This window comes from Cryobacterium sp. 10C3 (genome assembly GCF_034314285.1).
GTDB lineage: Bacteria > Actinomycetota > Actinomycetes > Actinomycetales > Microbacteriaceae > Cryobacterium > Cryobacterium glucosi.
Genome location: NZ_JAVIWF010000002.1, coordinates 1,404,207 through 1,426,178, shown reverse-complemented (window position 1 = coordinate 1,426,178; position 21,972 = coordinate 1,404,207). Strand labels below are relative to the sequence as shown.

The following is a 21,972-nucleotide window of genomic DNA, read 5'->3' as shown; positions in this document are numbered from 1 at the left end:
GGTTTCCTGACCGTCGACAGGCGCGTGGAGGCAGGAACCGCTCGACCGGCGCGTCGGCCGGGACCGGACCCACAAAGCCCGCTCGGGTGGGAGAATAGGACGTGCCTGTTTACCGTGATGAAGCCGTCGTGCTGCGCACCCACAAACTGGGTGAAGCCGACCGGATCGTCACCATGCTCACCCGCCAGCACGGCAAGGTCCGTGCCGTCGCCAAAGGCGTCCGCCGCACGGCCTCCAAATTCGGGGCCAGGCTCGAACCGTTCATGGTGGCGGATGTGCAGCTCTACGAGGGCCGCAGTCTCGACATCGTCACCCAGGCCGAGTCGATCGGCTCATACGGCGCCCTGATCTCCGGCGACTACGCCAGTTACACCGCGGCGAGCGCCATGGTCGAGACCGCAGACAAGCTCACGGAGGCCGAGGGGTCCCTGCAGCAGTACCTGCTCCTGGTCGGGGCCCTGCGCTCCCTCTCCCGGATGGAACACGGCGCGAGCCTCACCCTCGACTCCTACCTGCTGCGTGCCCTGTCGATGGCCGGCTGGGCGCCGAGCTTCCAGGGCTGCGCGCGCTGCGGCGCACTCGGCGATCACTCCGCGCTCGTCGTGCAAGTCGGCGGAATCGTCTGCGACGACTGCGCGGCCCCCGGGTCGCCCCGGCTGGACAAGGCGACCATCCTGCTCCTCGGCTCCCTGCTCGCCGGGGACTGGGACCAGGCCGAATCCATGCCAGAGCAGACCAGGAACCAGGCCAACGGAGTCGTCGCCGCATACACGCAGTGGCACCTCGGCCGGGGCCTCCGATCCTTGGAGCACGTCAGTCGATGACCCCGAAGCCGTTCACGCACAAGGACGCCATGCCCTTCCGACCGCTCGAATGGACCGGCCAGTACCCGCCGGCGCTGCCGGCGAAGGTCGTTCCCGAGCACGTCGCGATCGTCATGGACGGCAACGGCCGCTGGGCGAACGCGCGCGGACTCCCGCGGGTCGAAGGCCACAAGGCCGGCGAGGCCGCGCTCCTCGACGTCGTCGCCGGCGCCATCCAGATCGGCGTCAAGCACCTGAGTGTCTACGCCTTCTCGACAGAGAACTGGAAACGTTCCCCTGACGAGGTCCGCTTCCTGATGGGCTTCAACAGGGACGTGCTGCACCGGCGCCGCGACCAGCTCAACGACTGGGGCGTGCGCGTGCGCTGGGCTGGCCGCAAGCCGCGCCTGTGGGCATCCGTCATCAACGAACTGCAGTACGCCGAGCGCCTCACGGCGGGCAACACCGGACTCACCCTGACGATGTGCGTCAACTACGGCGGGCGCACCGAGATCACGGATGCCGTCCGCGCGCTGGCCGAGGAGGTCGCCGCCGGCCGGTTGAAGCCTTCCGGAATCACCGAGAAGGCGATCCAGCGCCAGCTCTACACGGCAGACCTCCCGGACGTCGACCTTTTCGTGCGGAGCTCGGGGGAGCAGCGCACGAGCAACTTCCTGCTCTGGCAGAGCGCATACGCCGAGATGGTCTTCCTCGACACCCTCTGGCCTGACTTCGGCAGGGCGGAGCTGTGGCATGCCATCGAGCTCTACGCCGCCCGCAACCGCCGCTACGGCGGGGCGGTCGACACCCCAAGCGTTTGATCCACTCACGCGGCAGGGGGAATAGATCGGGGGACCGGCGGCTTGGACCGGGTGTGAGCGAAACTATCAAGGTCGACATCTGGTCCGACGTGCAGTGCCCCTGGTGCTACATCGGAAAGCGCAAGTTCGAGGCAGGGGCCGCCCTCTTCGACGGCTCGGTCGAGGTCGAATACCACAGCTTCGAGCTGGCCCCCGATACCCCGGTCGACTTCGCCGGCAGTCCCATCGATTACCTGAGCGAGCGCAAGGGTATCCCCGTCGCCCAGGTCACCGAGATGCTCGCCCGCGTGACTGGAATCGCTGAGAGCGTCGGCCTGCACTACGACTACGACTCGGTGCACCAGACCAACACCGTCATATCCCACGAGCTGCTGCACTACGCCAAGGCCCACGGTCGCCAGCTCGACATGAAGGAACGCCTGCTCAAGGCCTACTTCGTCGACGGAAGGCACGTCGGTCGCATCGAAGACCTCGCGGACCTCGCCGCCGAAATCGGACTCGACCGAGCGGATGTCGTCCGCGCGTTGACCGCCCACGACTATCTCGCCGACGTGAAGGCGGACGTAGCCCAGGCAAATGCCTACGGAATCCAGGGCGTCCCGTTCTTCGTGATCGACGGGAAGTACGGCATCTCCGGGGCCCAGGACCCCGAGGCCTTCGCCGGCGCACTCCGCCAGGCCCAGGCCGACCAGAACGAGGCCGCAGGAACGACCGCAGCAGCAGGGGAGGACCGTTGATGACCGATGCCAGCGTCGTCCCCGCCGTCCCCGTCACCGCGGCCCCGGCACCGCGCGTCACCCCGTTCATCCAGCTCCTCGGCCAGTCCGGCGCCGGGAGCTGCGAGGGCGATTCCTGCGGAATCTAGGCCTCGATCGGTGCGGGTCGCTCCCACGGGTCAGCAGGGCCGCCCGCATCTGGGAGAATTGAACCAATGACTCCTGAACTCACCGCTTCGCGCACGGACCCGTCGCCGGTCCCCGCGCTGCGGATCGGCCCGCTCACGCTCGACGTGCCCGTCGTCCTCGCACCGATGGCCGGCATCACCAACACCGCGTTCCGCCGGCTCTGCCGGGAATTCGGCGCCGGGCTCTATGTGAGTGAAATGATCACCTCGCGCGCGCTCGTCGAGCGCACCCCGGGCTCGATGCGCCTCATCGACCACCACGAGAGTGAGACCACCCGCTCCATCCAGCTCTACGGGGTCGACCCGAAGACCATCGGCGAAGCTGTCACGATGCTCGTCTCCGAGGACCGCGCAGACCACATCGACCTCAACTTCGGCTGCCCGGTCCCCAAGGTGACGCGCAAGGGCGGCGGAGCCGCCCTGCCCTGGAAGCTCGGCCTCTTTCGGAGCATCGTCGAGGCCGCGGTGAACGCGGCAGGCGCCGTTCCGGTCACGATCAAGATGCGCAAGGGCATCGACTCCGACCACCTCACCTACCTCGAGGCAGCGAGGGCAGCAGAAGGCGCCGGCGTTTCCGCCATAGCACTGCACGCGCGCACGGCGTCCGACTACTATTCCGGGCAGGCGGACTGGACGGCGATCGCGACCCTCAAGCAGGCCATCACGAGTGTCCCCGTGCTCGGCAACGGCGACATCTGGTCGGCCCAGGACGCGGTTCGCATGGTCGCGGAAACCGGCTGCGACGGCGTCGTCGTCGGCCGAGGCTGCCTCGGCCGGCCCTGGCTGTTCGGCGATCTCGCGGCGGCCTTCGGTCCGGCAGAGGGTGCCGGGGCCGCACTCATCCAGCCGAACCTCGGCGTCGTGGCAGACACCTTCCGTCGGCATGCCGAACTGCTCACCGAATTCTTCGACAGCGAGGAACGTGCCTGCCGCGACGTGCGCAAGCACGTGGCCTGGTACTTCAAGGGCTACTCGGTCGGCGGCGAACTGCGGGCCAGCCTTGCCTCCGTGGTCTCCCTCGCCCAGCTCGACGACCTTCTCGGCACCCTCGACCCGACCCAGGAGTACCCGGGCATCGGCGCGGAGGGTCCCCGCGGCCGGGCAGGCAGCCCCAAGAAGACCAGCCTGCCCGAGCACTGGCTCGACTCGCAGGAACTCGTCGGCTCCGAACGCGCTCGGCTCACCGAGGGCGAAGGGGACACCAGCGGTGGCTAACCGATCGGGGTACACGAGCTTCGACGAGGAACGCTACTTCCCGGAGGAACACAGCTCACGCCGCAGCGACTTCGCGCGCGACCGCGCCCGGCTGCTGCACTCGAGCGCCCTCCGCCGCCTCGCCGCAAAGACCCAGGTGCTGAGCCCGACCGCCGGACTCGATTTCGCCAGGAACCGGCTCACCCACTCCCTCGAGGTCGCGCAGATCGGACGCGAGCTCGCCCAACGCCTCGGCCTCGACCCCGACGTCGTCGACACTGCCTGCCTCGCGCACGACATCGGGCATCCTCCGTTCGGCCACAACGGCGAGAAGGCGCTCAACGCCTGGTCCCTCGACATCGGCGGGTTCGAGGGCAACGCCCAGACGCTGCGCCTGCTCACCCGGCTCGAACCGAAGGTCTTCGGCCCCGACGGCCGCAGCTACGGGCTCAACCTCACCCGCGCGAGCCTCGACGCGAGCTGCAAGTACCCGTGGCCCGCCGGCGAATCCGTGTCCGACCCGAGCGGCCGCGCCAAATTCGGGTACTACCCCGACGACCTGCCCGCTTTCGCGTGGATGCGCACCGACGCCCCCGACCGGATGCTGTGCATCGAAGCCGAGGTCATGGACCTCTCCGACGACATCGCCTACTCCGTGCACGACTTCGAGGATGCCGTCGTCAACGGCTACCTCGACCTCGCCGCCCTGAACGGCCGCGCGAGCACCGAGCTCGTCTCCTCGATGCACGCCTGGATCGGCGGCGCCGTCTCCCACGCCGACCTCGCGGCGGCATACGACCGCCTCGGCGCCCTCGACTCCTGGCTGCGCGGCTGGACGGCAGGGCGGCGTGACCAGGGTCGGCTCAAGAACCTGACGAGCCAGCTCATCGGTCGTTTCTCCGGAGCAGCCGTCTATGCCACCCGCCAGGCCTACCCGGCCGAGCGCATCGCGCGCTTCGGCGCCCACGTCGTGGTGCCGCCGAATATCGCAGCCGAGATCGCCGTGCTCAAGGGCGTCGTCGCTGCCTTCGTGATGTCGAAGAACACCCGGCAGCCGATCTACCAGCAGCAGCGCCAGGTCCTGACGCTGCTCGCCGACCGGTTGCTCGCCACCGGCGACGAACACCTCGACGCCGGCTCGAAGGAAGACTTCCACGCCGCCGCGGACGATGCCGCCCGCAAGCGCGTCGTCGTCGACCAGGTCGCGAGCCTCACCGACCAGTCCGCGCTCGCGTGGTACGAACGCCTGATCCAGAACTGAGCCTGTGCAGAACCCGGCCCGTGCCGAAGTCGGGCGTGCGGCGGGATAACATTCAGCTATGGCAGGCCTGATTCGACAAAGCGACATTGAAGAGGTCAAGGCCCGAACCAATATCGCCGACATCGTCGGCGACTACGTCAGCCTCAAGTCGGCCGGCGTCGGCTCCCTGAAGGGGTTGTGCCCCTTCCACGACGAACGCAGCCCGAGCTTCCACGTCCGCCCGCAGGTCGGTTTCTACCACTGCTTCGGTTGCGGCGAGAGCGGCGACGTCTACTCCTTTTGCAGAAGATGGACCATCACCTTCAGCGAGGCCGTGGAACGACTCGCTGGCCGGGTCGGCCTCGAACTGCACTACGAGGGCGGCGGGGCGGATGCGCCGGACCACACCAACCGCGCGCGGCTCTACGCGGCCAACCAGGCCGCCGCCGACTTCTTCGTCGAGCAGCTCGGCAGCGCAGGGGCCGCCGTCGGCCGAACATTCCTCGGCGAACGCGGCTTCGACGCCCACGCGGCGACCCGGTTCGGGATCGGCTTCGCCCCGAAGAGCTGGGACGAACTGACCAAACACCTCCGTGGTCGCGGCTACTCCGATGAGGAGCTGACCCTCGCCGGACTGGTGTCGAGCCGGGAGGGATCGAGCGGCGTCTACGACCGCTTCCGCGGCCGGCTGGTCTGGCCCATCCGCGACATCACCGGCCAGACGATCGGCTTCGGGGCGCGCAAGCTCCTCGACGACGACAAGGGCCCGAAATACCTGAACACCCCGGAGACCCCGATCTACCACAAGGCGCAGGTGCTCTACGGGCTCGACCTCGCGAAGCGGGACATCTCCCGCAGCCACCAGGTCGTCGTCGTCGAGGGGTACACCGACGTGATGGCGTGCCACCTGGCCGGGGTGACGACCGCCGTCGCGACCTGCGGAACCTCCTTCGGAGTCGACCACATCAAGGTCCTCCGCCGGGTCCTCGGCGACGACAGCGGTGTCGGCGAGGTCGTTTTCACCTTCGACCCGGATGCCGCAGGCCAGAAGGCCGCCGTCCGCGCGTTCAGCGAGGAGCAGCGTTTCTCCGCGCAGACCTTCGTCGCCGTCGCCCCGGAGGGCCTCGACCCGTGCGACCTGCGGCTGCACAAGGGCGATGGGGCCGTGCAACGGCTGATCGAGTCCAAGAAGCCGATGTTCGAGTTCATGATCCGGCAGTTGCTCGCCCAGTACAACCTCGAGACTGTCGAAGGGCGGGTCTCCGCACTCCGGGCGGCGGCCCCGCTCGTGAGCGATATTCGCGACCCCGCCCTCCGGCCGGGCTATACGCACGAGCTCGCCCGGATGCTCGGCATGGAGCTCGGCGAGGTCGGCCGGGCCGTCTCGGCCGCGCTCAGCCGCTCACGCACCGCGCCGGGGACATCCGCCGCCGCCCGAGGCGGTGAGACCGGCGAGCCCGCGCGCGAACGCCCGTTCTCGATGGTCGAACTGCCGACGGACCCGGTCACCCGACTGGAACGCGACGGGCTGATGGCCATGCTCCAGCGTCCTGCCCTCGTCGGTGTCGAACTGCTGCAGCGGGCGGTGCAGACGGGATTCTCCCACCAGTCCCTCGCTGTCGTGCGTGACGCGATCGCGGCGAACCTGGATACCCTCTCGGCGCCGGACTGGATCGAGCGCGTTGTCGCGGACGTACCGGTTTCCCTGCAGAACCTGGTCACCGACCTGGCGATGGCGCCGCTTCCCGAACGCACCGAACGCGAAGTCGAACGCTACGTGCGCGACGTGACCGTCGCGCTCATCGACCGGGACTTCCTCCGCCAGAAAGCCGAGCTGCTCGGCCGGCTGCAGCGTGCTGACCCCACCGACCGTGTGCCGTACACGGCGCTGCAGCGTGAACTCATGCGGGTCGAACTCGAGCGGCGCAACCTGAGGGATGAGTAACTGAGCACACCTCGCGTGTTGCAGCTGGGTAAATATTCTGGCGAGAATTCGGGCAAACTGCGTTTTTCGTGATATTCCTTTCGGTACAGCAATGCAGAGGTGCGGCTCCCTCGCATGCCGCCTCTGCCGCATTTCGAGAGAAAGAGGCTCACGCACATGGCATTTTCACCCACCAGGCGCACCAGGCTGATCGGGGGACTGGCGCTCGTCGCCGCTTCCGCGCTCGTCCTCGCCGGCTGCTCGGCAGGCGGCACCACCGCAAGCGCCGGAGGCACCCTCCTGATCGGCACGACCGACAAGGTCACGACGCTCGACCCGGCCGGCTCGTACGACAACGGCTCGTTCGCCGTGATGAACCAGGTCTTCCCGTTCCTGATGAACAGCGCATACGGCACCGCCGATGTGACGCCGGACATCGCGACCAAGGCCGAGTTCACGACCCCCACCGAGTACACGGTCACGCTCAAGCCCGACCTCGTCTTCGCGAACGGTCACAAGCTCACGTCCTCAGACGTGAAGTTCAGCTTCGACCGCCAGCTGTCGATCGCGGACGCCAACGGCCCGTCGACCCTGCTGTACAACCTCGCGAGCGTCGCGGCTCCGGACGACACCACCGTCGTCTTCACCCTGAAGGCCGCGAACGACCAGGTCTTCCCGCAGATCCTGTCGAGCCCTGCCGGCGTGATCGTCGACGAGGAGACCTTCTCGGCGACCGCGATCACGCCCGATGCCGACATCGTGAAGGCGAACGCCTTCGCAGGCCAGTACGTCATCACGAGCTACGACTTCAACAACCTCATCGGGTACAAGGCCAACAAGGATTACAAGGGCAACCTCGGCGCGGCGAAGTCGGATGTCGTCAACGTGAAGTACTACGCCGACGCGTCGAACCTCAAGCTCGATGTGCAGGAAGGCAATATCGACGTCGCCTTCCGCAGCCTGTCGTCGACGGACATCGATGACCTGCGCGGCAACGACAAGGTCAAGGTCGTCGACGGACCCGGCGGAGAGATCCGCTACATCGTCTTCAACTTCGACACCCAGCCGTTCGGCGCCAAGACGCCCGAGGCCGACCCGGCCAAGTCGCTCGCCGTGCGCCAGGCCGTCGCCGACCTCGTCGACCGTGCCGAAATCGCCAAGCAGGTCTACAAGGGCACGTACACGCCGCTCTACTCCTACGTTCCGGCCGGCATGACCGGTGCCACCGAGTCCCTCAAGGGCCTCTACGGCGACGGCAACGGAGGACCCGACAAGGCGAAGGCCAAGGCAACGCTCGAAGCCGCCGGCATCACGAGCCCTGTCGCCCTCAACCTGCAGTACAACACCGACCACTACGGCCCCGGCTCGAGCGATGAATACGCGCTCGTCAAGGACCAGCTCGACGCCTCCGGCCTCTTCACGGTCAACTTGGCTTCGACCGAGTACGTCACGTACTCCAAGGAGCGCGTGAAGGACGCATACCCCGCTTACCAGCTCGGCTGGTTCCCGGACTACTCGGACGCGGACAACTACCTGACGCCGTTCTTCGCCGATGGTAACTTCGTCGGAAACCACTACAGCGACTCTGTCGTCAACGACCTGATCAAGCAGCAGGCCGTCACGACCGACAAGGACGCCCGTACCAAGCTCATCGAGGAGATCCAGGACAAGGTCGCAGCCCAGCTGTCGACCCTGCCCCTCCTCCAGGGCGCCCAGGTCGCCGTCACCGGGACCACGGTCACCGGAACCACCGACACGCTCGACGCATCCTTCAGGTTCCGCTACGCGGCGCTGAAGAAGGGCTAAGTCCGGCCTGTTTCACCAGTTGTAACCGGGGGGCATTCAGCCAGAGCGCTGGGTGCCCCCTTTCAATTCTCGATCGATAGGCAGTGATGACAACAGTGGCAGCGCGCCCGACCGCCCCCCAGGGAATCCGGCGCAAACGAACCTCCCCGGCGGGGGCATCGGTCGTTACATCGCGGTCCGCTTCCTGCTCATCTTCCCGACGATCTTCATACTCGTCTCCATGGTCTTCTGGCTGATGCGCGCGACCGGCGACCCGATCACGGCCGCCCTCGGTGGCCGCCTCACCGCCGACCAGCTCGCCGAACGCATCCACGCCGCCGGCTACGACCGGCCGATCCTGGTCCAGTACTTCGAGTACCTCGGCCAGATCTTCACCGGCAACTTCGGCACGACGATCAGCACGAACAAGCCCGTCGTCGACGTCCTCCTCACCTATGGCGTCGCCACGGCTGAGCTCGCGTTCTACGCGCTCCTTGTCGCATTCATCGTCGGCATCCCGCTCGGCATGGTGGCCGCGTACTTCCGCGACAAGGGCCAGGACGCCTCCCTCCGGATCTTCGCGATCCTCTGCTACGCCACCCCGGTCTTCTTCTCCGGCCTGCTTCTCAAGCTGATCTTCTCGGTCTGGCTCAAGGTCCTGCCCGTCGCGGGACGGGCGACGACCGGCTCGGAGCTGCAGATGCAGTTCCTGCCCAGCAAGACCGGGATCTACACGATCGACGCGATCATGACCGGCAACCCCGCGGTGCTCATGGATGTGCTCGCGCACGCCGTGCTCCCGGCGATCGCCCTGGGCCTCCTCACCGCCGGTGTCTTCCTCCGTCTCGTACGCACCAACGTCATCGGCACCCTCGGCACCGATTACGTGGATGCCGCCCGGTCGCGGGGGTGAGCGAGTTCCGGCTGGTCTCCAAGCACGCGTACCGGCCGGCCCTGATCCCGATCATCACCGTGATCGGCCTGCAGATCGCCCTGCTCCTCGGCGGTGCCGTGCTGACCGAGACGACCTTCGAATGGAAGGGCCTCGGCTTCATGCTCTCCGAATTCCTCAAGGCACGTGACTTCGTCGCCGTGCAGGGCATCGTCGCCCTGCTCGCCGTGATCGTGGCGCTGTCCAATTTCATCGTGGACATCATCGCCGCGATCATCGACCCGAGGGTGAGGTACTGACCATGAGCCACACGCCAGACACCACCAGTGCCCCCGTCCGCCGCGGCGGCCTCGCCGCACTCTGGAACCGGCTCCCCGTCGTGCACCAGGTGAAGCAGAGCATGGGCCTGCAGCGGGGAATGCTCGTCACCGGCCTCGTCATCACCGGCCTGTTCGTGCTCACCGCCATCTTCGCCCCCGTGATTTCGCCGTACGGCTACAGCCAGTTGCGTGACGCGAACGGCCCCTTCGGCGCCCAGGTGGCCCCGGGTGGCGCTCACATCCTCGGGACCACCGTCGGCGGCTACGACGTGCTGTCCCGCGTCCTCTGGGGTGCCCAGACCGCCCTGTTCGTGATCGTCGTCGCGGTACTGCTCTCCATCTTCGCCGGCGTGTTCCTCGGCCTCGTCTCCGGCTACTTCGGCGGTTGGCTCGACCGCATCCTCGTCGTCGTCTGCGACGCGGTCTACGCGTTCCCGTCCCTGCTGCTCGCGATCGTGATGTCGATCGTGATCTCCGGCGGCAAGTCCGACCTCGTCGGCGGAGTGGTCGCGGCGGCCATCTCCATCACCGTCGTGTTCATCCCGCAGTACTTCCGGGTGATCCGCGCGGAGACCGTCCGGATCAAGGCGGAGGCCTACGTGGAGTCCGCCAGGGTCCTCGGCGCGAGCAACGGCCGGATCATGTTCCGGCACGTGCTGCGCAACGCCACTCGCACCCTGCCGCTCATCTTCACGCTCAACTCCTCCGAGGCGATCCTCACCCTCGCCGGGCTCGGCTTCCTCGGCTTCGGCATCGAGCCGAGCGCCGCAGCAGAGTGGGGCTACGACCTGAACAAGGCCCTCTCCGACGTCACGAGCGGCATCTGGTGGACCTCGCTGTTCCCCGGTCTCGCGATCGTGCTCGTCGTGCTCGGCATCACCCTCGTCGGCGAGAGCCTCAACGACCTCGCCGACCCGCGCCTCCGCGGTCGCCGCTCGGTCGGCAAGGTTGTTTCCGTCGTCGCGGCGACGTCCGTCGTCCCCGGCGGTACGCTCACGGGCGGCCCTGGCGGCCTCGACGGCCTCGAGGGCGGCGCCGACGGCATCGACGCCGACATAGACAGCTTCACCGACGAAGGATTCGAGGACCGGTCATGACCGCGGCATCCGCCACCACCCCCGAGTCCGCCGGAGCCGTGTCCAGCACCGCGCGAAGCTCCGACGTGCTCAGCATCACTGACCTCACTGTGACCTTCGCGACCGACGCCGGCGCCGTGCACGCCGTCGCCGGCGTCAGCCTCCGGGTCGCGCCCGGCGAGGTGCTCGCGATCGTCGGCGAAAGCGGAAGCGGCAAGACCGTGACGGCCAAGACGATCCTCGGCCTGCTTCCGGAGACCGCGACGTCATCGGGAGCCGTGTTCCTCAGCAGCAAGGACGGCTCGAGCACGAACAACGTGATCTCCGTCGGCAAGCAGAAACTCCGCCAGCTCCGCGGCACCGACGTCTCGATGGTGTTCCAGGAACCGTCCACCGCGCTCAACCCCGTCTACACCGTCGGCTGGCAGATCATGGAGGGCATCCGCGCCCACGGCCAGTTCAGCCGCGCCGAGGCGAAGAAGAAGGCCGTCGAGATCCTCGGCAGGGTCGGCATCCCCGACCCTGAGATCCGGGTCAACTACTTCCCGCACCAGTTCTCCGGCGGCCAGAAGCAGCGCGTCGTCATCGCGATGGCCCTCGTGCTCGACCCCGGACTCATCGTCGCGGACGAGCCGACCACGGCGCTCGACGTCACCGTGCAGGCCGAGATCCTCGACCTGCTGCGCCGTTGCCGCGACGATTTCGGCACAGCGATCGTCCTCATCACCCACAACATGGGCGTCGTCGCCGACCTCGCGGACCGGGTCGCGGTGATGTACCAGGGCAAGGTCGTCGAAGAAGCGGATGCGCGCACCCTGTTCGCCTCCCCGCAGAACGACTACACGAAGAAGCTGCTCGCCGCCGTTCCGCACCTCGGCCAGGGCGTCGTGCACGCCGCAGACCGCGCGGCGGCGCGGACGCCCGGCTGGACCGCCGAGACGCCCGTCGTCGTCGCGAAGGACCTGCGCATCGAGTATCCGGGGCGGATGGGCCGCGGCGGCTTCACCGCCGTCGACGGCGTGAGCTTCAGCATCCGCCCTGGCGAGGTCCTCGGCCTCGTCGGCGAGAGCGGAAGCGGCAAGACCACCATCGGCCGCGCCATCGCCGGCCTCACCCGGGTGACGGACGGTTCCCTGACCGTGCACGGCCACCAGATGAACGGGTTCAAAGAACGCGCCTTCAAGAAGTTCCGCAGCGACATCGGCTTCGTCTTCCAGGACCCGGCATCGAGCTTCAACCCGCTGCTGACCATCGCCGACTGCGTCGCGGAGCCGCTCATCGTGCACGGCAGGGCGAAGAACCCTGCTGAGGCACGGGCCAGGGTCGACGAACTGCTCGAGGCCGTCCAGCTCCCGCGCAGTTACGGCGACCGGTACCCGCACGAGCTGAGCGGCGGCCAGCGCCAGCGCGCGAGCCTCGCGAGGGCACTCGCGCTCGAGCCCAGCCTGCTGATCGCCGACGAGCCCACCTCGGCGCTCGACGTCTCGGTGCAGGCCCGCGTCCTCGAGCTCTTCGCAGAGCTCCAGCGGGAATTCGGTTTCGCGGCACTCTTCATCAGCCATGACCTCGCCGTCGTGGATATCCTCGCCGACCGCATTGCGGTGCTCTACCACGGCAAGCTCGTCGAGGAGGGCACGAGCGCAGAGGTGCTCGGCGCCCCGAAAGATCCGTACACGCAGCGCCTGCTCGCCTCGCTGCCCGTTCCGGACCCGGTGGAACAGGCCGGACGCCGTGAGAAGCTGCGGGAGCTGCGTACGGCAGGATAGGAACCATGACTCGCGGCGCGGCATGGACCTTTCCCATCGCGATGGACGACCTCTCCGTCTCGTATCCGGCCCACGGTGCGAGCGACTCCTTCGCCGCCCTGCGCGGGATCACCCTCCGGGTCAATCCCGGTGAGGTGCTCGGTGTGCTCGGCGAAAGCGGCTCAGGCAAGAGCACCCTCGCCAGGGTGCTCTCCGGGAGCGGGGATCGGCCGGCACGGACGTACGACCGCTGATCACCGGCGGCGAGGCGACCGTGCTCGGCCTGCGGTTGCGGGGCATCAGCCGCCGCAAGCTCGCCCGGTTGACCCTCGAGGTCGGGATGCTCGCCCAGGACGCCGGCCAGACGCTTCCGGCAACACTCACCGTCAGCGAGCTCGTTGCGGAGCCCGTGCTCGAGCGCGACGCCCGGTACCAGGCCGGTGCCCTCAGGGCGCTCGTGGCGACCATGGTGGATGCCGTGCGCCTGCCGCTCACCGTGCTCACGAAATACCCGTACGAGCTCAGCAGCGGCCAGCGGCAACGCGTCGCGCTTGCCCGCTCGCTCGTGCTCGGCCCCACCCTCCTGATCGCGGACGAACCGCTCGCGGGCGTCGACGTCACCGTCCGTGACGCCGTCGTCGACCTGATCGGCGAACTGCAGCGCGAACGCGCGTTCACGGCCGTCGTGATCAGCTCAGACCTCGCCGTTCTCCGGCGCGTGACCGACCGGATCGCCGTGCTGCACCAGGGCGTGATCGTGGGCCTCGGCACGATCGACGAGGTCTTCGCCGACCCGTGGCATCCCTACGTCGCCGAGCTTGCTTCGGCACTCACCCAGGACGGACAGCATGACAGCGATACCTGAGCACGCCCAGCATGAGGCCGTCCTGGCCGGCACGGTCACGGCCGTTCCGCTCGGGCAGCGGCCGCCGAGCGGGCCGATCGCGATCCTCCCGCACCCCGCAGACACCGCCACGTGGGCGGTGCAGGCGGCCGGGGAGTCCTCGGACCGCTCTCGGATGCCACCCGAGGATTGATCTGGCTCTCCTACGGGCGTGCGGACGAGCTCCGCGCCGCTCTCGACGACAACCCGGGCATCGGCTGGGTCCAGCTGCCCTGGGCGGGAGTCGACGCGTTCAGCGACCTCCTGGCCGAGCAGGACCGGCCCGGACTGCTCTGGACGAGCGCCAAGGGCGCATACGCCCAGCCCGTCGCCGAGCACGCCTTCACGCTCACCCTCGCGCTCCTGCGCGTGCTGCCCAAGCGTGCCAGGGCCCTGAGCTGGAGCACCCTGCCGGAGGGGCGCTCCCTCTACGGTCGCCATGTCGTGATCATCGGCGCAGGCGGCATCGCCCTCGAACTCATCCGGCTGCTCGAACCGTTCGGGACGACGGTGACCGTTGTGCGCCGGTCCGCACAGCCCGTGGCCGGCGCGGCGCGCACGGTGCAGACGAGCGCCCTGCACGAGGTCCTCCCTGACGCCGACGTCGTCGTCGTCGCGGCAGCGCTCACCAAGGACACCCGGCATCTGATCGGCGCCCCCGAGCTCGCGCTGATGAACCGCAACGCCAACCTCGTCAACGTGGGCCGCGGTCCGCTCATCGACACCGATGCCCTCGTCGCGGCCCTCGCCGCAGGGAGCATCGCCGGCGCAGCACTCGACGTCACGGAACCGGAACCGTTGCCCGACGGGCATCCGCTCTGGACGGAGCCGCGCTGCCTGATCACGCCGCACTCGGCGGACACGCCCGAGATGACCGCTCCGCTGCTCGCCGAACGGATCCGGCTCAACGTGCTGGCCTTCCTCGGCGATGGCCGTTTCGTCGGCGTCGTCGACCCGCAGCGCGGGTACTGAGCCCGTGCCGGGCCGGTGCCGAAGCGCAGGGAGGCGACCGCTTCCCGGCCCCGATTTGGCGAACGGCCGATTCTTGGTAAAGTAATAACGCTGTTCAAGCGGAAACGCTGTTCCAGCTTTTCCTCGATAGCTCAATTGGCAGAGCATCGCACTGTTAATGCGACGGTTCTTGGTTCGAGTCCAAGTCGGGGAGCGAAAGGCCACTCAGGGCTCCACCCCGGGTGGCCTTTTCTATTTCTATTTCGTTCTGTTTTCTCTTTTCGTCCGGAAGTTCTGGAAAGGCGACACCGTGGAGTTCTGGCCTCTCGCAGCCGGCGTGCTCGCCGCAGTCGCCGTCGTCCTGCTGCTGTTGTGGCTCCTCACGGCTCTGCGCCTTCGCCGCATCATCTTCGACCGCACGGCGGCCGAACGGATGCGTATCGACCTCGAACTGTCCCTCGCCGAACAGAACGGCCGCCTCGGCATCATCCGGGAGCTTCAGGACGGTGCGGTGCTGAACGTCGCCCGGCTGATCACGCAGGCAGAGGGTGCGCGGTACACGGCGGAGAACGACCCGGCGAGCGCGGTCCGGGTCGCGACGGCCCTCGTCGAGGACGGCAGGGTCGCCCTCGCGGACATGCGCAGGGTGCTCACGATCGTGCGCGAGGGCGAAACCGTCGACACGCCCCAGCCGGGCCTGCAGTCCGCGCGGAACCTGTTCCGCGTGATGCGCGACGCCGGCCTCGAGGTGAGCTTCGCCGAGTCCGGCGACCGTTTCCCGCTCAAGCCGGGCGCCGAACTCGCGATCTTCCGGATCCTGCAGGGCGCACTCGCCAACGCCCTCACGCACGGCGGCCGCGGCACGGCGGCGAACGTCTCTTTCACCTGGACCAGGGACGGCCTGCAGCTCCTCGTCGACGACGACGGCATCCGCGCGGCCGCCCGCAGGGTGAGCTCCGACCCCGACGAGGTCGCCGCGCGCACCCGGTACACGATCGACGACGACCTGCACGCGCTCAGCGAGAGCGTGTCCGGTGCGGGCATCACCCAGATGCGTGAGCGCGCAGAGCTTTTCGGCGGCACCTTCACGGCGGGCACCGTCCCGGGTGTCGGCTTCTCCGTGTCCGTAGTCTTCCCGTTCCTGCGCTACCACAACGGTGTGCACGGCGTGAACCTCTCCCGGTAGCGGGATGCCCGCGCAGCTCCCTCCCGAAGACGACGCTGTCGACGACGACGCTGCCGTGGACGACACCTCGAAGGACGACACTGCCGAGGACGCCGCCTCCCAGGAGATCGCCGCCCGGGCTCTCGACCGCGTCGCGACGCGCGAGGGCATAGCCGTCGGCGTCGCGACGGCCGCATACGGGGTCTCCTTCGGGGCGCTCTCCGTCGCGTCCGGCCTCACGCTCTGGCAGACGGCGTTCCTCAGCCTGGTGATGTTCTCCGGGGGATCCCAGTTCGCCCTGATCGGAGTACTCGCGGCCGGCGGGGTCGCGGCGGGGCCATCGGCGATCGCCGGTGCCGCGCTGCTCCGGCACCCGGAACGGCCTCTACGGCATTCGCACCGCGCCCATCGTCGGCCGCGGCTGGCTGCGCCGGTTCGCGGCGGCGTGGATCACGATCGACGAGTCGACGGCCGTCGCGCTCGCCCAGCCGACCCCGCGGTCGAGCCGGCGCGGGTTCTGGGTGACCGGCCTCATCGTGTTCGCCGGCTGGAACCTGACGACCTTCGTGGGCGCCCTGATCGGCAACACCCTCGGCGACACCCGCTCGTACGGCCTCGACGCCGCGGCCGCTGCCGCTTTCGTCGGCCTGCTCTGGCCGCGGCTGAAGCGGCGGCAGGCCCTCGTCGTCGCGGTGGCCGCCTTCGTCGTGGCCACAGCCCTGACGCCCGTTCTCGCGCCCGGGCTGCCCGTGCTTGCGGCTGCGCTCGTCGCCATCGTCGTCGGCTGGTCCAACTGGGCCGGCGCGCGCTCCGGCACCCCCTCTGGTACTCCAACGCGGGGGAGCGGCAGGTGACCCTCTGGCAGATCGTGATCGCGGCATCCATCGCCTGTGTCGTGCTGAAGCTCGCCGGCTATCTGGTGCCGGCCTCCGTGCTGAAGAAGCCGACCCTGGCGAGAATCAGCGAACTCGTGACCGTTGCCCTGCTCGCGGCCCTCATTGCGGTGCAGACGCTCGGCGCGGGGACGGGCGTTGCCCTGGACGCCCGGGTGCCCGCGGTCCTCGTCGCGGTCGTCCTGTTCGCCCTGCGGGTGCCCTTCATCGTCGTCGTGATCGTGGCCGCGCTTGTGGCGGCAGGCCTTCGAGCCCTCTTCTGAGCCTATTCGTCGAGGTTGTCTACGCCCGGCAGCCAGGCGAGGCCGGGACCGCCCCAGCCGCGCTTGCGCGTGACCTTCGTTGCGATCTTCGCGTAGAAGTGCTCGAGGCGATCCACATACACCGTGCCGTCGAGGTGATCGAATTCGTGCTGGAAGATCCGGGCGAGCCAGCCGTCCGCGTGGATTTCGAACGGCTTCTGGTCGAGGTCCACGGCGCGGAGGATCGCCCGGGGGAGCGGAGCAGCGGGAATCGCTCGCCTGGGTACGACAGGCACCCCTCGACGTCCTCGTCTTCGTCGGCCTCTCCGGCGGGGACCGGAGTGATCCAGAGCTCGGGGTTGATCGCGACGCCGCGCCACTGTCGGTTGTCGTCGTCGAGGTAGGCGTAGGTGAACAGACGCAGCGGGATGCCGACCTGCGGGCCGGCGAGACCGACTCCAGGAGCGGCGTCCATCGTCTCGAACATGTCCTGGACGAGATCGCGGAGCTCCTGGTCGAAGGTCTCGACGGGCTTGGCGGGGGTGTGGAGGACGGGGTCCCCGAAAATAACAATTGAGCGAACGGCCATTCAGCAAGGATATCGGGCCGTTCCGTCGTAGGGTCGTTGAGTGCACCTCGACCTGATTGACTTCACCGTCGACCTCCCCGTCGACCCTCGCCAGGCGATCGGCATACCGCTCGCCCTGATCGGCGGCGTGTTCCTGTCGCTCGGAGCCCAGTTCCAGCACCGGGGCGTCAACAAGGTCGAGGCCAACACCGTTGCGGTCACGGGAGGCCTCGACCCGCACCAGCTGCTGCTCCTGCTGCGCCGGCCGTCCTGGGTGATCGGCACCCTCATGCTCGGCCTCGCCATCGTCTTCCAGCTCTCGAGCCTCGCCTTCGCCCCGATCATCGTCGTGCAGCCCCTCGGCGCCGTCGCCCTCGTGATCACGTCGATCGTCAACGCCCGGGTGACCAGGACCCCGGTCAACCGGGCCTCCAAGATCGCCATCGCGCTCTGCGTCGGCGGCATCGGGCTCTTCGTCACCGTCGCGGCCTTCTTCGCCGTGGATAAGCCGGTGACCGACAAGAACCTCATCACCATCCTGATCGTGCTCGGCGCGGTGCTCGTCTCCTTCGTCGTCGCGTTCGCGCTGCTGCACACCCAGTTCAAGGCGATCTTCTACATCACCGGCGCCGGTGTGGTCTACGGCTTCGTCGCGACCCTGGCGAAGGTGATCATCAACCGCACTCAGAACGGCAATTTCGAGTGGCTGACGCTCACCTGCGTCGCCGGCCTGCTCCTTGCGGCAGCTCTCGGCGCCTACTTCGTCCAGAACGCGTATTCGTCGGGACCGCCCGATCTCGTGATCGCCGGCCTGACCGTGATCGATCCGCTGGTGGCGGTCGGAATCGGCATCGTCGTCCTCGGCGAGATCGCACAGGCTCCAGCGTGGGCGGGAGTAGCGTTCGCATTCGCAGGTGCCATCGCGATCTGGGGTGTCATCCTGCTGTCGCGGCACCACCCGCAGGCATCCGTTACCGTATCGGAATAGGGCGCGCCGTCGCCGAGGATGGGCGAGAACACGCGGATTTAGAATAGGGTGCTAGGAGATGTCGGCCGCGTTCGCGCCGTCCAAGACCTGAAATACCGCCGGATGACGACCTCCGGCCCACACACGTTGGGACACCCTCACTTTGTCAGACTCGACCGCTTCGCCACTAGGTTCGACCCCTGTGGCTCCGGGTTCGAAAAAGCCGATCAAGGTCCTCATTGCCTGCGACACGTTCGCCCCTGACGTCAACGGCGCGGCGAAGTTCGCCGAGCGTCTCGCCGCCGGCCTGACCTCCCGCGGCCACGAGGTGCAGGTCTTCGCGCCGGCTGCCTCGGCCAAGCACGGCACCTGGACCGAAGAGCACGAGGGACAGACGTTCCTCGTGCACCGGATCAAGAGCTGGCGCTGGTACCCGCACGACTGGCTCCGCTACGCGCTGCCGTGGCTGATCCATGCGGAGAGCCGCCGAATTCTCGACACCTTCAAACCGGATGTCGTGCACTTCCAGTCCCACATCAACATCGGGCGCGGCGTCACGATCGAGGCCGCGAAGCGCGGCATCCGCATCATCGGGACGAACCACTTCATGCCCGAGAACATGCTCGAATTCACGCTCATTCCAAAGAGCATGCACGAGCGTCTGATCAAGATGGCCTGGAAGGCGGCTCGCCGCACCTTCGGCCGGGCGGAAGCCGTCACGACGCCGACCGTGCGCGCCGCCGAGTTCCTGGAGAAGTACACCGGACTCGAGGGCGTGCTCGCCATCTCGTGCGGCATCGACGCCCATAACTATTCACCGTCCTTCGAGCCGCGCACGGAGAACCGGATCCTCTTCGTCGGCCGAGTGACGAGCGAGAAGCAGATCGATGTGCTCCTGCACGCCGTGACGCTGCTCGCGCCTGAACTGGACACCCAGGTCGAGATCGTGGGCGGTGGCGACCAGAAGCGCAACCTCGAACACCTCGCCCAGAGCCTGGGCATCAGCAACCGCGTCGTCTTCCGCGGCTACGTGACGGATGAGGAACTGCGCGCGGCATACACCCGCGCCACCTTGTTTGCGATGCCGTCGATCGCTGAGCTGCAGAGTATCGCGACTATGGAGGCAATGGCCTCGGGCCTGCCGATCGTCGCCGCCAACGCCATGGCGCTGCCGCACCTCGTCCACGACGGACAGAACGGCTTCCTCTTCGAGCCAGGAGGCGCCCAGGACCTTGCGGACAAGCTGACCCGTGTACTCACTGCGGGCCCCGAAGTGCTCGACGCCCTCAAGCACGAGTCGCTCCGGCTGATCGGTGCCCACGACATCAATCGCACCCTCGACACTTTTGAGAGCCTGTATCGTGGGGAACCGGTGGTCGACACGATCACCTCAGATGCCGCCGCCCGCTCCACGGAGTGACTGCGGTTGGGGGCGGTAGCTCAGCTGGTTAGAGCAGCGGACTCATAATCCGTCGGTCCCGGGTTCAAGTCCCGGCCGCCCTACTCGAAATCTGTCTTGATCAGGTATTCTTGTTCTCGCTGAAGGGGCAAGACTCGATGCATGCAGTCTTTATCCATTGTTTATTCCGAAGTGCCCGCCTACTGACGGCGCTCATGGAGAAGGTGCGCGACCGAGTTCGCTCGGTCTGGAGTGACCTCGAACACCTACGGGTGGACATCATCGAGGTGATGCTCGGCACAGCGACACGCGCGCCGCTCAGCAACGCGACGTTCTCTCCACGAGGCCTACAGTTCTCGCCACGGAGTCAGATTGGGATCGCGCTGTTCATTGTCGGGCTGGCAGTCCTCGCATTCGGTGCCGGCTGGATGCTCGGGCAACGTCAAGCGGCAAGCCAGCGACGATTGTCCGATCCGGGCAGGCCAGGCAACTGAAAGGTTCCACTGCGTGGCCCGCGAGCCCAACCCTTATCGGGACGCTATCGAGAACGGTGTCACGGGTGATACCGTGTGTGCATGCCAATGACCCTTCGCTTGACCGACGACGAGGCGGACGCCCTGCGTCGCCGTGCCGAGTACGAGAGGCGGTCCATGCAGGACATCGCCAAACAGGCGGTCCGTGAATACGTCGAGAACCACAGCCGACAGGACCTTCTGGGTCGTGTCCTTGACGAGGAGCTCCCGCGCTACGCCGAAGCGCTTGAACGCTTGGGAAAGTGATCTATCTCACCTACGCTGATCTCCTCTACGTCGGGCAGCGGGCCCTCGGAGGAGACATGCCGGTCCGTGACCAGGGGTTGCTTGAGTCGGCGCTGGCCCGTCCGCGCGCGAGCGCATTCGGAAGGGATGCCTACGGGAGCCTCAACGAGAAGGCCGCGGCGCTGACGCACTCCTTGGCCCGCAACCACGGCTTGATTGACGGCAATAAACGCCTGAGTCTCGCTGCTCTGCTCGCATTCCTCGGTATGAATGGAAGACGGCTGACCTGGTCGAATGATGAGGCCTATGAATTCATCATGGACGTTTCTTCCGGGCGGCTTGACGACGTCTCCGAGATTGCGGAACGCATTGATCTGGGAAGCGAGGAGCGCTGAGACACAGGCGCCGTGGTCGACTCGAGAGTCGTGAAGGCTTCATTCCTCTCGCCGAGGTGTGGGTGACTGTCACTGGAAGCTGAGCCTCTGTCCCAGGGGACCTGCAAAGGCGTATCTGGTCGACTGGTCAGGCATGCCCTACATGCGATTCCTGCTAGGCAACATCGCAAAGGGAGAATCCCTCCCGCAACGGCTCAAGGTGATGGGCACTCTGCTCCGGGATACCCGTGGCCAACTCGCGAGCCTGATCCACTCGCACTGCACCTCGGCAGCTGCCCTGGCCCGGCACATTGGGCTTTCCGCGGATGTCGAGAACACGCTCGCGTACACCTTCGAGCGATTCGACGGCGAGGGCCTGCCGGCGGCAGTTTCCTGCGACAAGATCCCGATCGAAATGAGAGTCGCCCAGTTCGCGGATGTCGCCGAAGTTCACTACCGGATATACGGGCTCGACGCCGTGATCGCGATGGCCAGAAGCAGGCGGGGCGGACACCTCGATCCCGACGTCGTCGATGCTGCGCTTGGCTCGCCCGACGAGATCTTTGCGCCCGTGCCCGCCGGTGACTCCTGGAGTGATGCTCTTGGCTATGCACCCGATCGGGAGGTCCGACTCACCGACGAGAGTCTCGACCGGTTGGTGTGCGCGATAGGCGACTTCGTTGACCTCAAGTGCCGCTTCGCCTTCGGCCACTCCCGGCGCGTGGCCACGCTGTCGGCGAAGGCAGGCGAATTGTTGGGACTCGACGCCGGTAACCTCCGAACGCTTCGACGAGTGGGATACGTGCACGACCTCGGCTGTCTGGGCGTCTCCAACCAGGTGTGGTCCAAACCGGGCGAGCTGACTCCGTCAGAGTGGGAGCGCGTTCGCAGCCGGGGCCGCCAATGAACGTCTTGGGATGCGCCTGCCGGAGCACACCGACGCCGTTAGGCACGACGAGCGTGCCGCTTCCTCGGCAGAGGAGCAGAATGCTCGTAGTCGAGTTTCAACGTTGACCGGGAGGAAGAATGAGCGACCTCGATGTGCGCGAATCTTTTCTGCGGGCAATC

22 protein-coding genes, 2 tRNA genes and 3 pseudogenes are annotated in these 21,972 nt (G+C 67.4%); 26 read left to right on the top strand and 1 reads right to left on the bottom strand.

The features are described 5' to 3' along the window. Positions 1–101 precede the first annotated feature (101 nt). From recO to RGU41_RS07410, 19 genes and pseudogenes are all read left to right on the top strand, one after another. Entirely contained in the window at positions 102–824 is a 723-nt protein-coding gene (recO, locus tag RGU41_RS07500; RefSeq protein WP_134446041.1) for a DNA repair protein RecO, read from the top strand. Next, entirely contained in the window at positions 821–1,624 is an 804-nt protein-coding gene (locus tag RGU41_RS07495) for an isoprenyl transferase (protein ID WP_322135903.1), read from the top strand. The genes recO and RGU41_RS07495 overlap by 4 nt, the downstream gene beginning before the upstream one ends. A 53-nt stretch (positions 1,625–1,677) precedes the next feature. After that, complete coding sequence (locus tag RGU41_RS07490; RefSeq protein WP_134446039.1) at positions 1,678–2,361, top strand: DsbA family oxidoreductase; 684 nt, start codon at positions 1,678–1,680, stop codon at positions 2,359–2,361. After that, positions 2,361–2,489, top strand: a complete 129-nt coding sequence (locus tag RGU41_RS07485; RefSeq protein WP_277612969.1) for a hypothetical protein — start codon at positions 2,361–2,363, stop codon at positions 2,487–2,489. The genes RGU41_RS07490 and RGU41_RS07485 overlap by 1 nt, the downstream gene beginning before the upstream one ends. 66 nt (positions 2,490–2,555) lie before the next feature. After that, positions 2,556–3,743 carry a tRNA dihydrouridine synthase DusB gene (gene dusB / locus RGU41_RS07480; RefSeq protein WP_134558464.1) on the top strand — a complete coding sequence of 396 codons (1,188 nt, stop codon included), beginning with the start codon at positions 2,556–2,558 and terminating at the stop codon, positions 3,741–3,743. Further along, on the top strand, positions 3,736–4,983 hold the full coding sequence (locus tag RGU41_RS07475; RefSeq protein ID WP_241975263.1) for a deoxyguanosinetriphosphate triphosphohydrolase: 1,248 nt from the start codon (positions 3,736–3,738) through the stop codon (positions 4,981–4,983). The genes dusB and RGU41_RS07475 overlap by 8 nt, the downstream gene beginning before the upstream one ends. A 58-nt stretch (positions 4,984–5,041) precedes the next feature. Next, positions 5,042–6,907, top strand: coding sequence for a DNA primase (dnaG, locus tag RGU41_RS07470; protein ID WP_322135902.1), 1,866 nt, complete (start codon positions 5,042–5,044; stop codon positions 6,905–6,907). Between the two features lie 156 nt (positions 6,908–7,063). After that, a complete protein-coding gene (locus RGU41_RS07465; RefSeq protein ID WP_322135901.1) occupies positions 7,064–8,692 on the top strand; it encodes an ABC transporter substrate-binding protein in 1,629 nt (542 codons plus the stop codon). A 157-nt stretch (positions 8,693–8,849) separates the two neighbouring features. Further along, positions 8,850–9,862: pseudogene (locus RGU41_RS07460) on the top strand (ABC transporter permease). Positions 9,863–9,864: 2 nt separating this feature from the next. Continuing rightward, a complete protein-coding gene (locus RGU41_RS07455; RefSeq protein WP_134558461.1) occupies positions 9,865–10,980 on the top strand; it encodes an ABC transporter permease in 1,116 nt (371 codons plus the stop codon). Then, positions 10,977–12,725, top strand: a complete 1,749-nt coding sequence (locus tag RGU41_RS07450) for an ABC transporter ATP-binding protein (protein WP_134446032.1) — start codon at positions 10,977–10,979, stop codon at positions 12,723–12,725. Before RGU41_RS07455 ends, RGU41_RS07450 begins: the two co-directional genes overlap by 4 nt. Before the next feature lie 5 nt (positions 12,726–12,730). After that, entirely contained in the window at positions 12,731–12,958 is a 228-nt protein-coding gene (locus RGU41_RS07445; RefSeq protein WP_322135900.1) for an ATP-binding cassette domain-containing protein, read from the top strand. Between the two features lie 20 nt (positions 12,959–12,978). Further along, positions 12,979–13,569, top strand: a complete 591-nt coding sequence (locus RGU41_RS07440; RefSeq protein ID WP_322135899.1) for an ATP-binding cassette domain-containing protein — start codon at positions 12,979–12,981, stop codon at positions 13,567–13,569. Then, a complete protein-coding gene (locus tag RGU41_RS07435; RefSeq protein WP_322135898.1) occupies positions 13,553–13,741 on the top strand; it encodes a hypothetical protein in 189 nt (62 codons plus the stop codon). Before RGU41_RS07440 ends, RGU41_RS07435 begins: the two co-directional genes overlap by 17 nt. After that, entirely contained in the window at positions 13,738–14,559 is an 822-nt protein-coding gene (locus RGU41_RS07430) for a D-isomer specific 2-hydroxyacid dehydrogenase family protein (protein WP_322135897.1), read from the top strand. The genes RGU41_RS07435 and RGU41_RS07430 overlap by 4 nt, the downstream gene beginning before the upstream one ends. 120 nt (positions 14,560–14,679) lie before the next feature. Continuing rightward, a tRNA-Asn gene (locus RGU41_RS07425) sits at positions 14,680–14,752 on the top strand. A 96-nt stretch (positions 14,753–14,848) separates the two neighbouring features. After that, positions 14,849–15,724 carry a sensor histidine kinase gene (locus RGU41_RS07420; protein ID WP_134558457.1) on the top strand — a complete coding sequence of 292 codons (876 nt, stop codon included), beginning with the start codon at positions 14,849–14,851 and terminating at the stop codon, positions 15,722–15,724. Between the two features lie 4 nt (positions 15,725–15,728). Next, positions 15,729–16,557: pseudogene (locus RGU41_RS07415) on the top strand (AzlC family ABC transporter permease). Then, a complete protein-coding gene (locus RGU41_RS07410) occupies positions 16,554–16,859 on the top strand; it encodes an AzlD domain-containing protein (RefSeq protein ID WP_134446027.1) in 306 nt (101 codons plus the stop codon). Before RGU41_RS07415 ends, RGU41_RS07410 begins: the two are co-directional and overlap by 4 nt. A gap of 2 nt (positions 16,860–16,861) precedes the next feature. Here the strand turns inward: RGU41_RS07410 and def are convergent. Further along, positions 16,862–17,427: pseudogene (def, locus tag RGU41_RS07405) on the bottom strand (peptide deformylase). A 40-nt stretch (positions 17,428–17,467) separates the two neighbouring features. Between def and RGU41_RS07400 the strand changes: the two are divergent. The 7 genes from RGU41_RS07400 to RGU41_RS07370 all read left to right on the top strand — a co-directional run bounded on the left by RGU41_RS07400 (position 17,468) and on the right by RGU41_RS07370 (position 21,811). Then, complete coding sequence (locus RGU41_RS07400; RefSeq protein ID WP_322135896.1) at positions 17,468–18,394, top strand: DMT family transporter; 927 nt, start codon at positions 17,468–17,470, stop codon at positions 18,392–18,394. Between the two features lie 181 nt (positions 18,395–18,575). Continuing rightward, entirely contained in the window at positions 18,576–19,793 is a 1,218-nt protein-coding gene (locus RGU41_RS07395) for a glycosyltransferase (RefSeq protein WP_322135895.1), read from the top strand. 9 nt (positions 19,794–19,802) lie between these two features. Then, a tRNA-Ile gene (locus RGU41_RS07390) sits at positions 19,803–19,876 on the top strand. 168 nt (positions 19,877–20,044) lie between these two features. Then, complete coding sequence (locus tag RGU41_RS07385) at positions 20,045–20,266, top strand: hypothetical protein (RefSeq protein WP_322135894.1); 222 nt, start codon at positions 20,045–20,047, stop codon at positions 20,264–20,266. Between the two features lie 99 nt (positions 20,267–20,365). Beyond that, complete coding sequence (locus RGU41_RS07380) at positions 20,366–20,551, top strand: hypothetical protein (RefSeq protein WP_322135893.1); 186 nt, start codon at positions 20,366–20,368, stop codon at positions 20,549–20,551. Beyond that, complete coding sequence (locus tag RGU41_RS07375; RefSeq protein WP_134446439.1) at positions 20,548–20,925, top strand: type II toxin-antitoxin system death-on-curing family toxin; 378 nt, start codon at positions 20,548–20,550, stop codon at positions 20,923–20,925. The genes RGU41_RS07380 and RGU41_RS07375 overlap by 4 nt, the downstream gene beginning before the upstream one ends. A 133-nt stretch (positions 20,926–21,058) precedes the next feature. Continuing rightward, the gene (locus tag RGU41_RS07370; RefSeq protein WP_322135892.1) at positions 21,059–21,811 is read left to right on the top strand and encodes an HD-GYP domain-containing protein; all 753 of its coding nucleotides are present in this window, start codon (positions 21,059–21,061) and stop codon (positions 21,809–21,811) included. The last annotated feature ends 161 nt before the right edge of the window (positions 21,812–21,972 follow it).

Bases quoted from the DNA above. Each gene is read 5' to 3' on its own strand.
- RGU41_RS07455 (WP_134558461.1), top strand. From the start codon at position 9,865: ATGAGCCACACGCCAGACACCACCAGTGCCCCCGTCCGCCGCGGCGGC.
- RGU41_RS07485 (WP_277612969.1), top strand. From the start codon at position 2,361: ATGACCGATGCCAGCGTCGTCCCCGCCGTCCCCGTCACCGCGGCCCCG.
- RGU41_RS07450 (WP_134446032.1), top strand. From the start codon at position 10,977: ATGACCGCGGCATCCGCCACCACCCCCGAGTCCGCCGGAGCCGTGTCC.
- RGU41_RS07445 (WP_322135900.1), top strand. From the start codon at position 12,731: ATGACTCGCGGCGCGGCATGGACCTTTCCCATCGCGATGGACGACCTC.
- RGU41_RS07495 (WP_322135903.1), top strand. From the start codon at position 821: ATGACCCCGAAGCCGTTCACGCACAAGGACGCCATGCCCTTCCGACCG.
- RGU41_RS07370 (WP_322135892.1), top strand. From the start codon at position 21,059: ATGCCCTACATGCGATTCCTGCTAGGCAACATCGCAAAGGGAGAATCC.
- dusB (WP_134558464.1), top strand. From the start codon at position 2,556: ATGACTCCTGAACTCACCGCTTCGCGCACGGACCCGTCGCCGGTCCCC.
- dnaG (WP_322135902.1), top strand. From the start codon at position 5,042: ATGGCAGGCCTGATTCGACAAAGCGACATTGAAGAGGTCAAGGCCCGA.
- RGU41_RS07435 (WP_322135898.1), top strand. From the start codon at position 13,553: ATGACAGCGATACCTGAGCACGCCCAGCATGAGGCCGTCCTGGCCGGC.
- RGU41_RS07465 (WP_322135901.1), top strand. From the start codon at position 7,064: ATGGCATTTTCACCCACCAGGCGCACCAGGCTGATCGGGGGACTGGCG.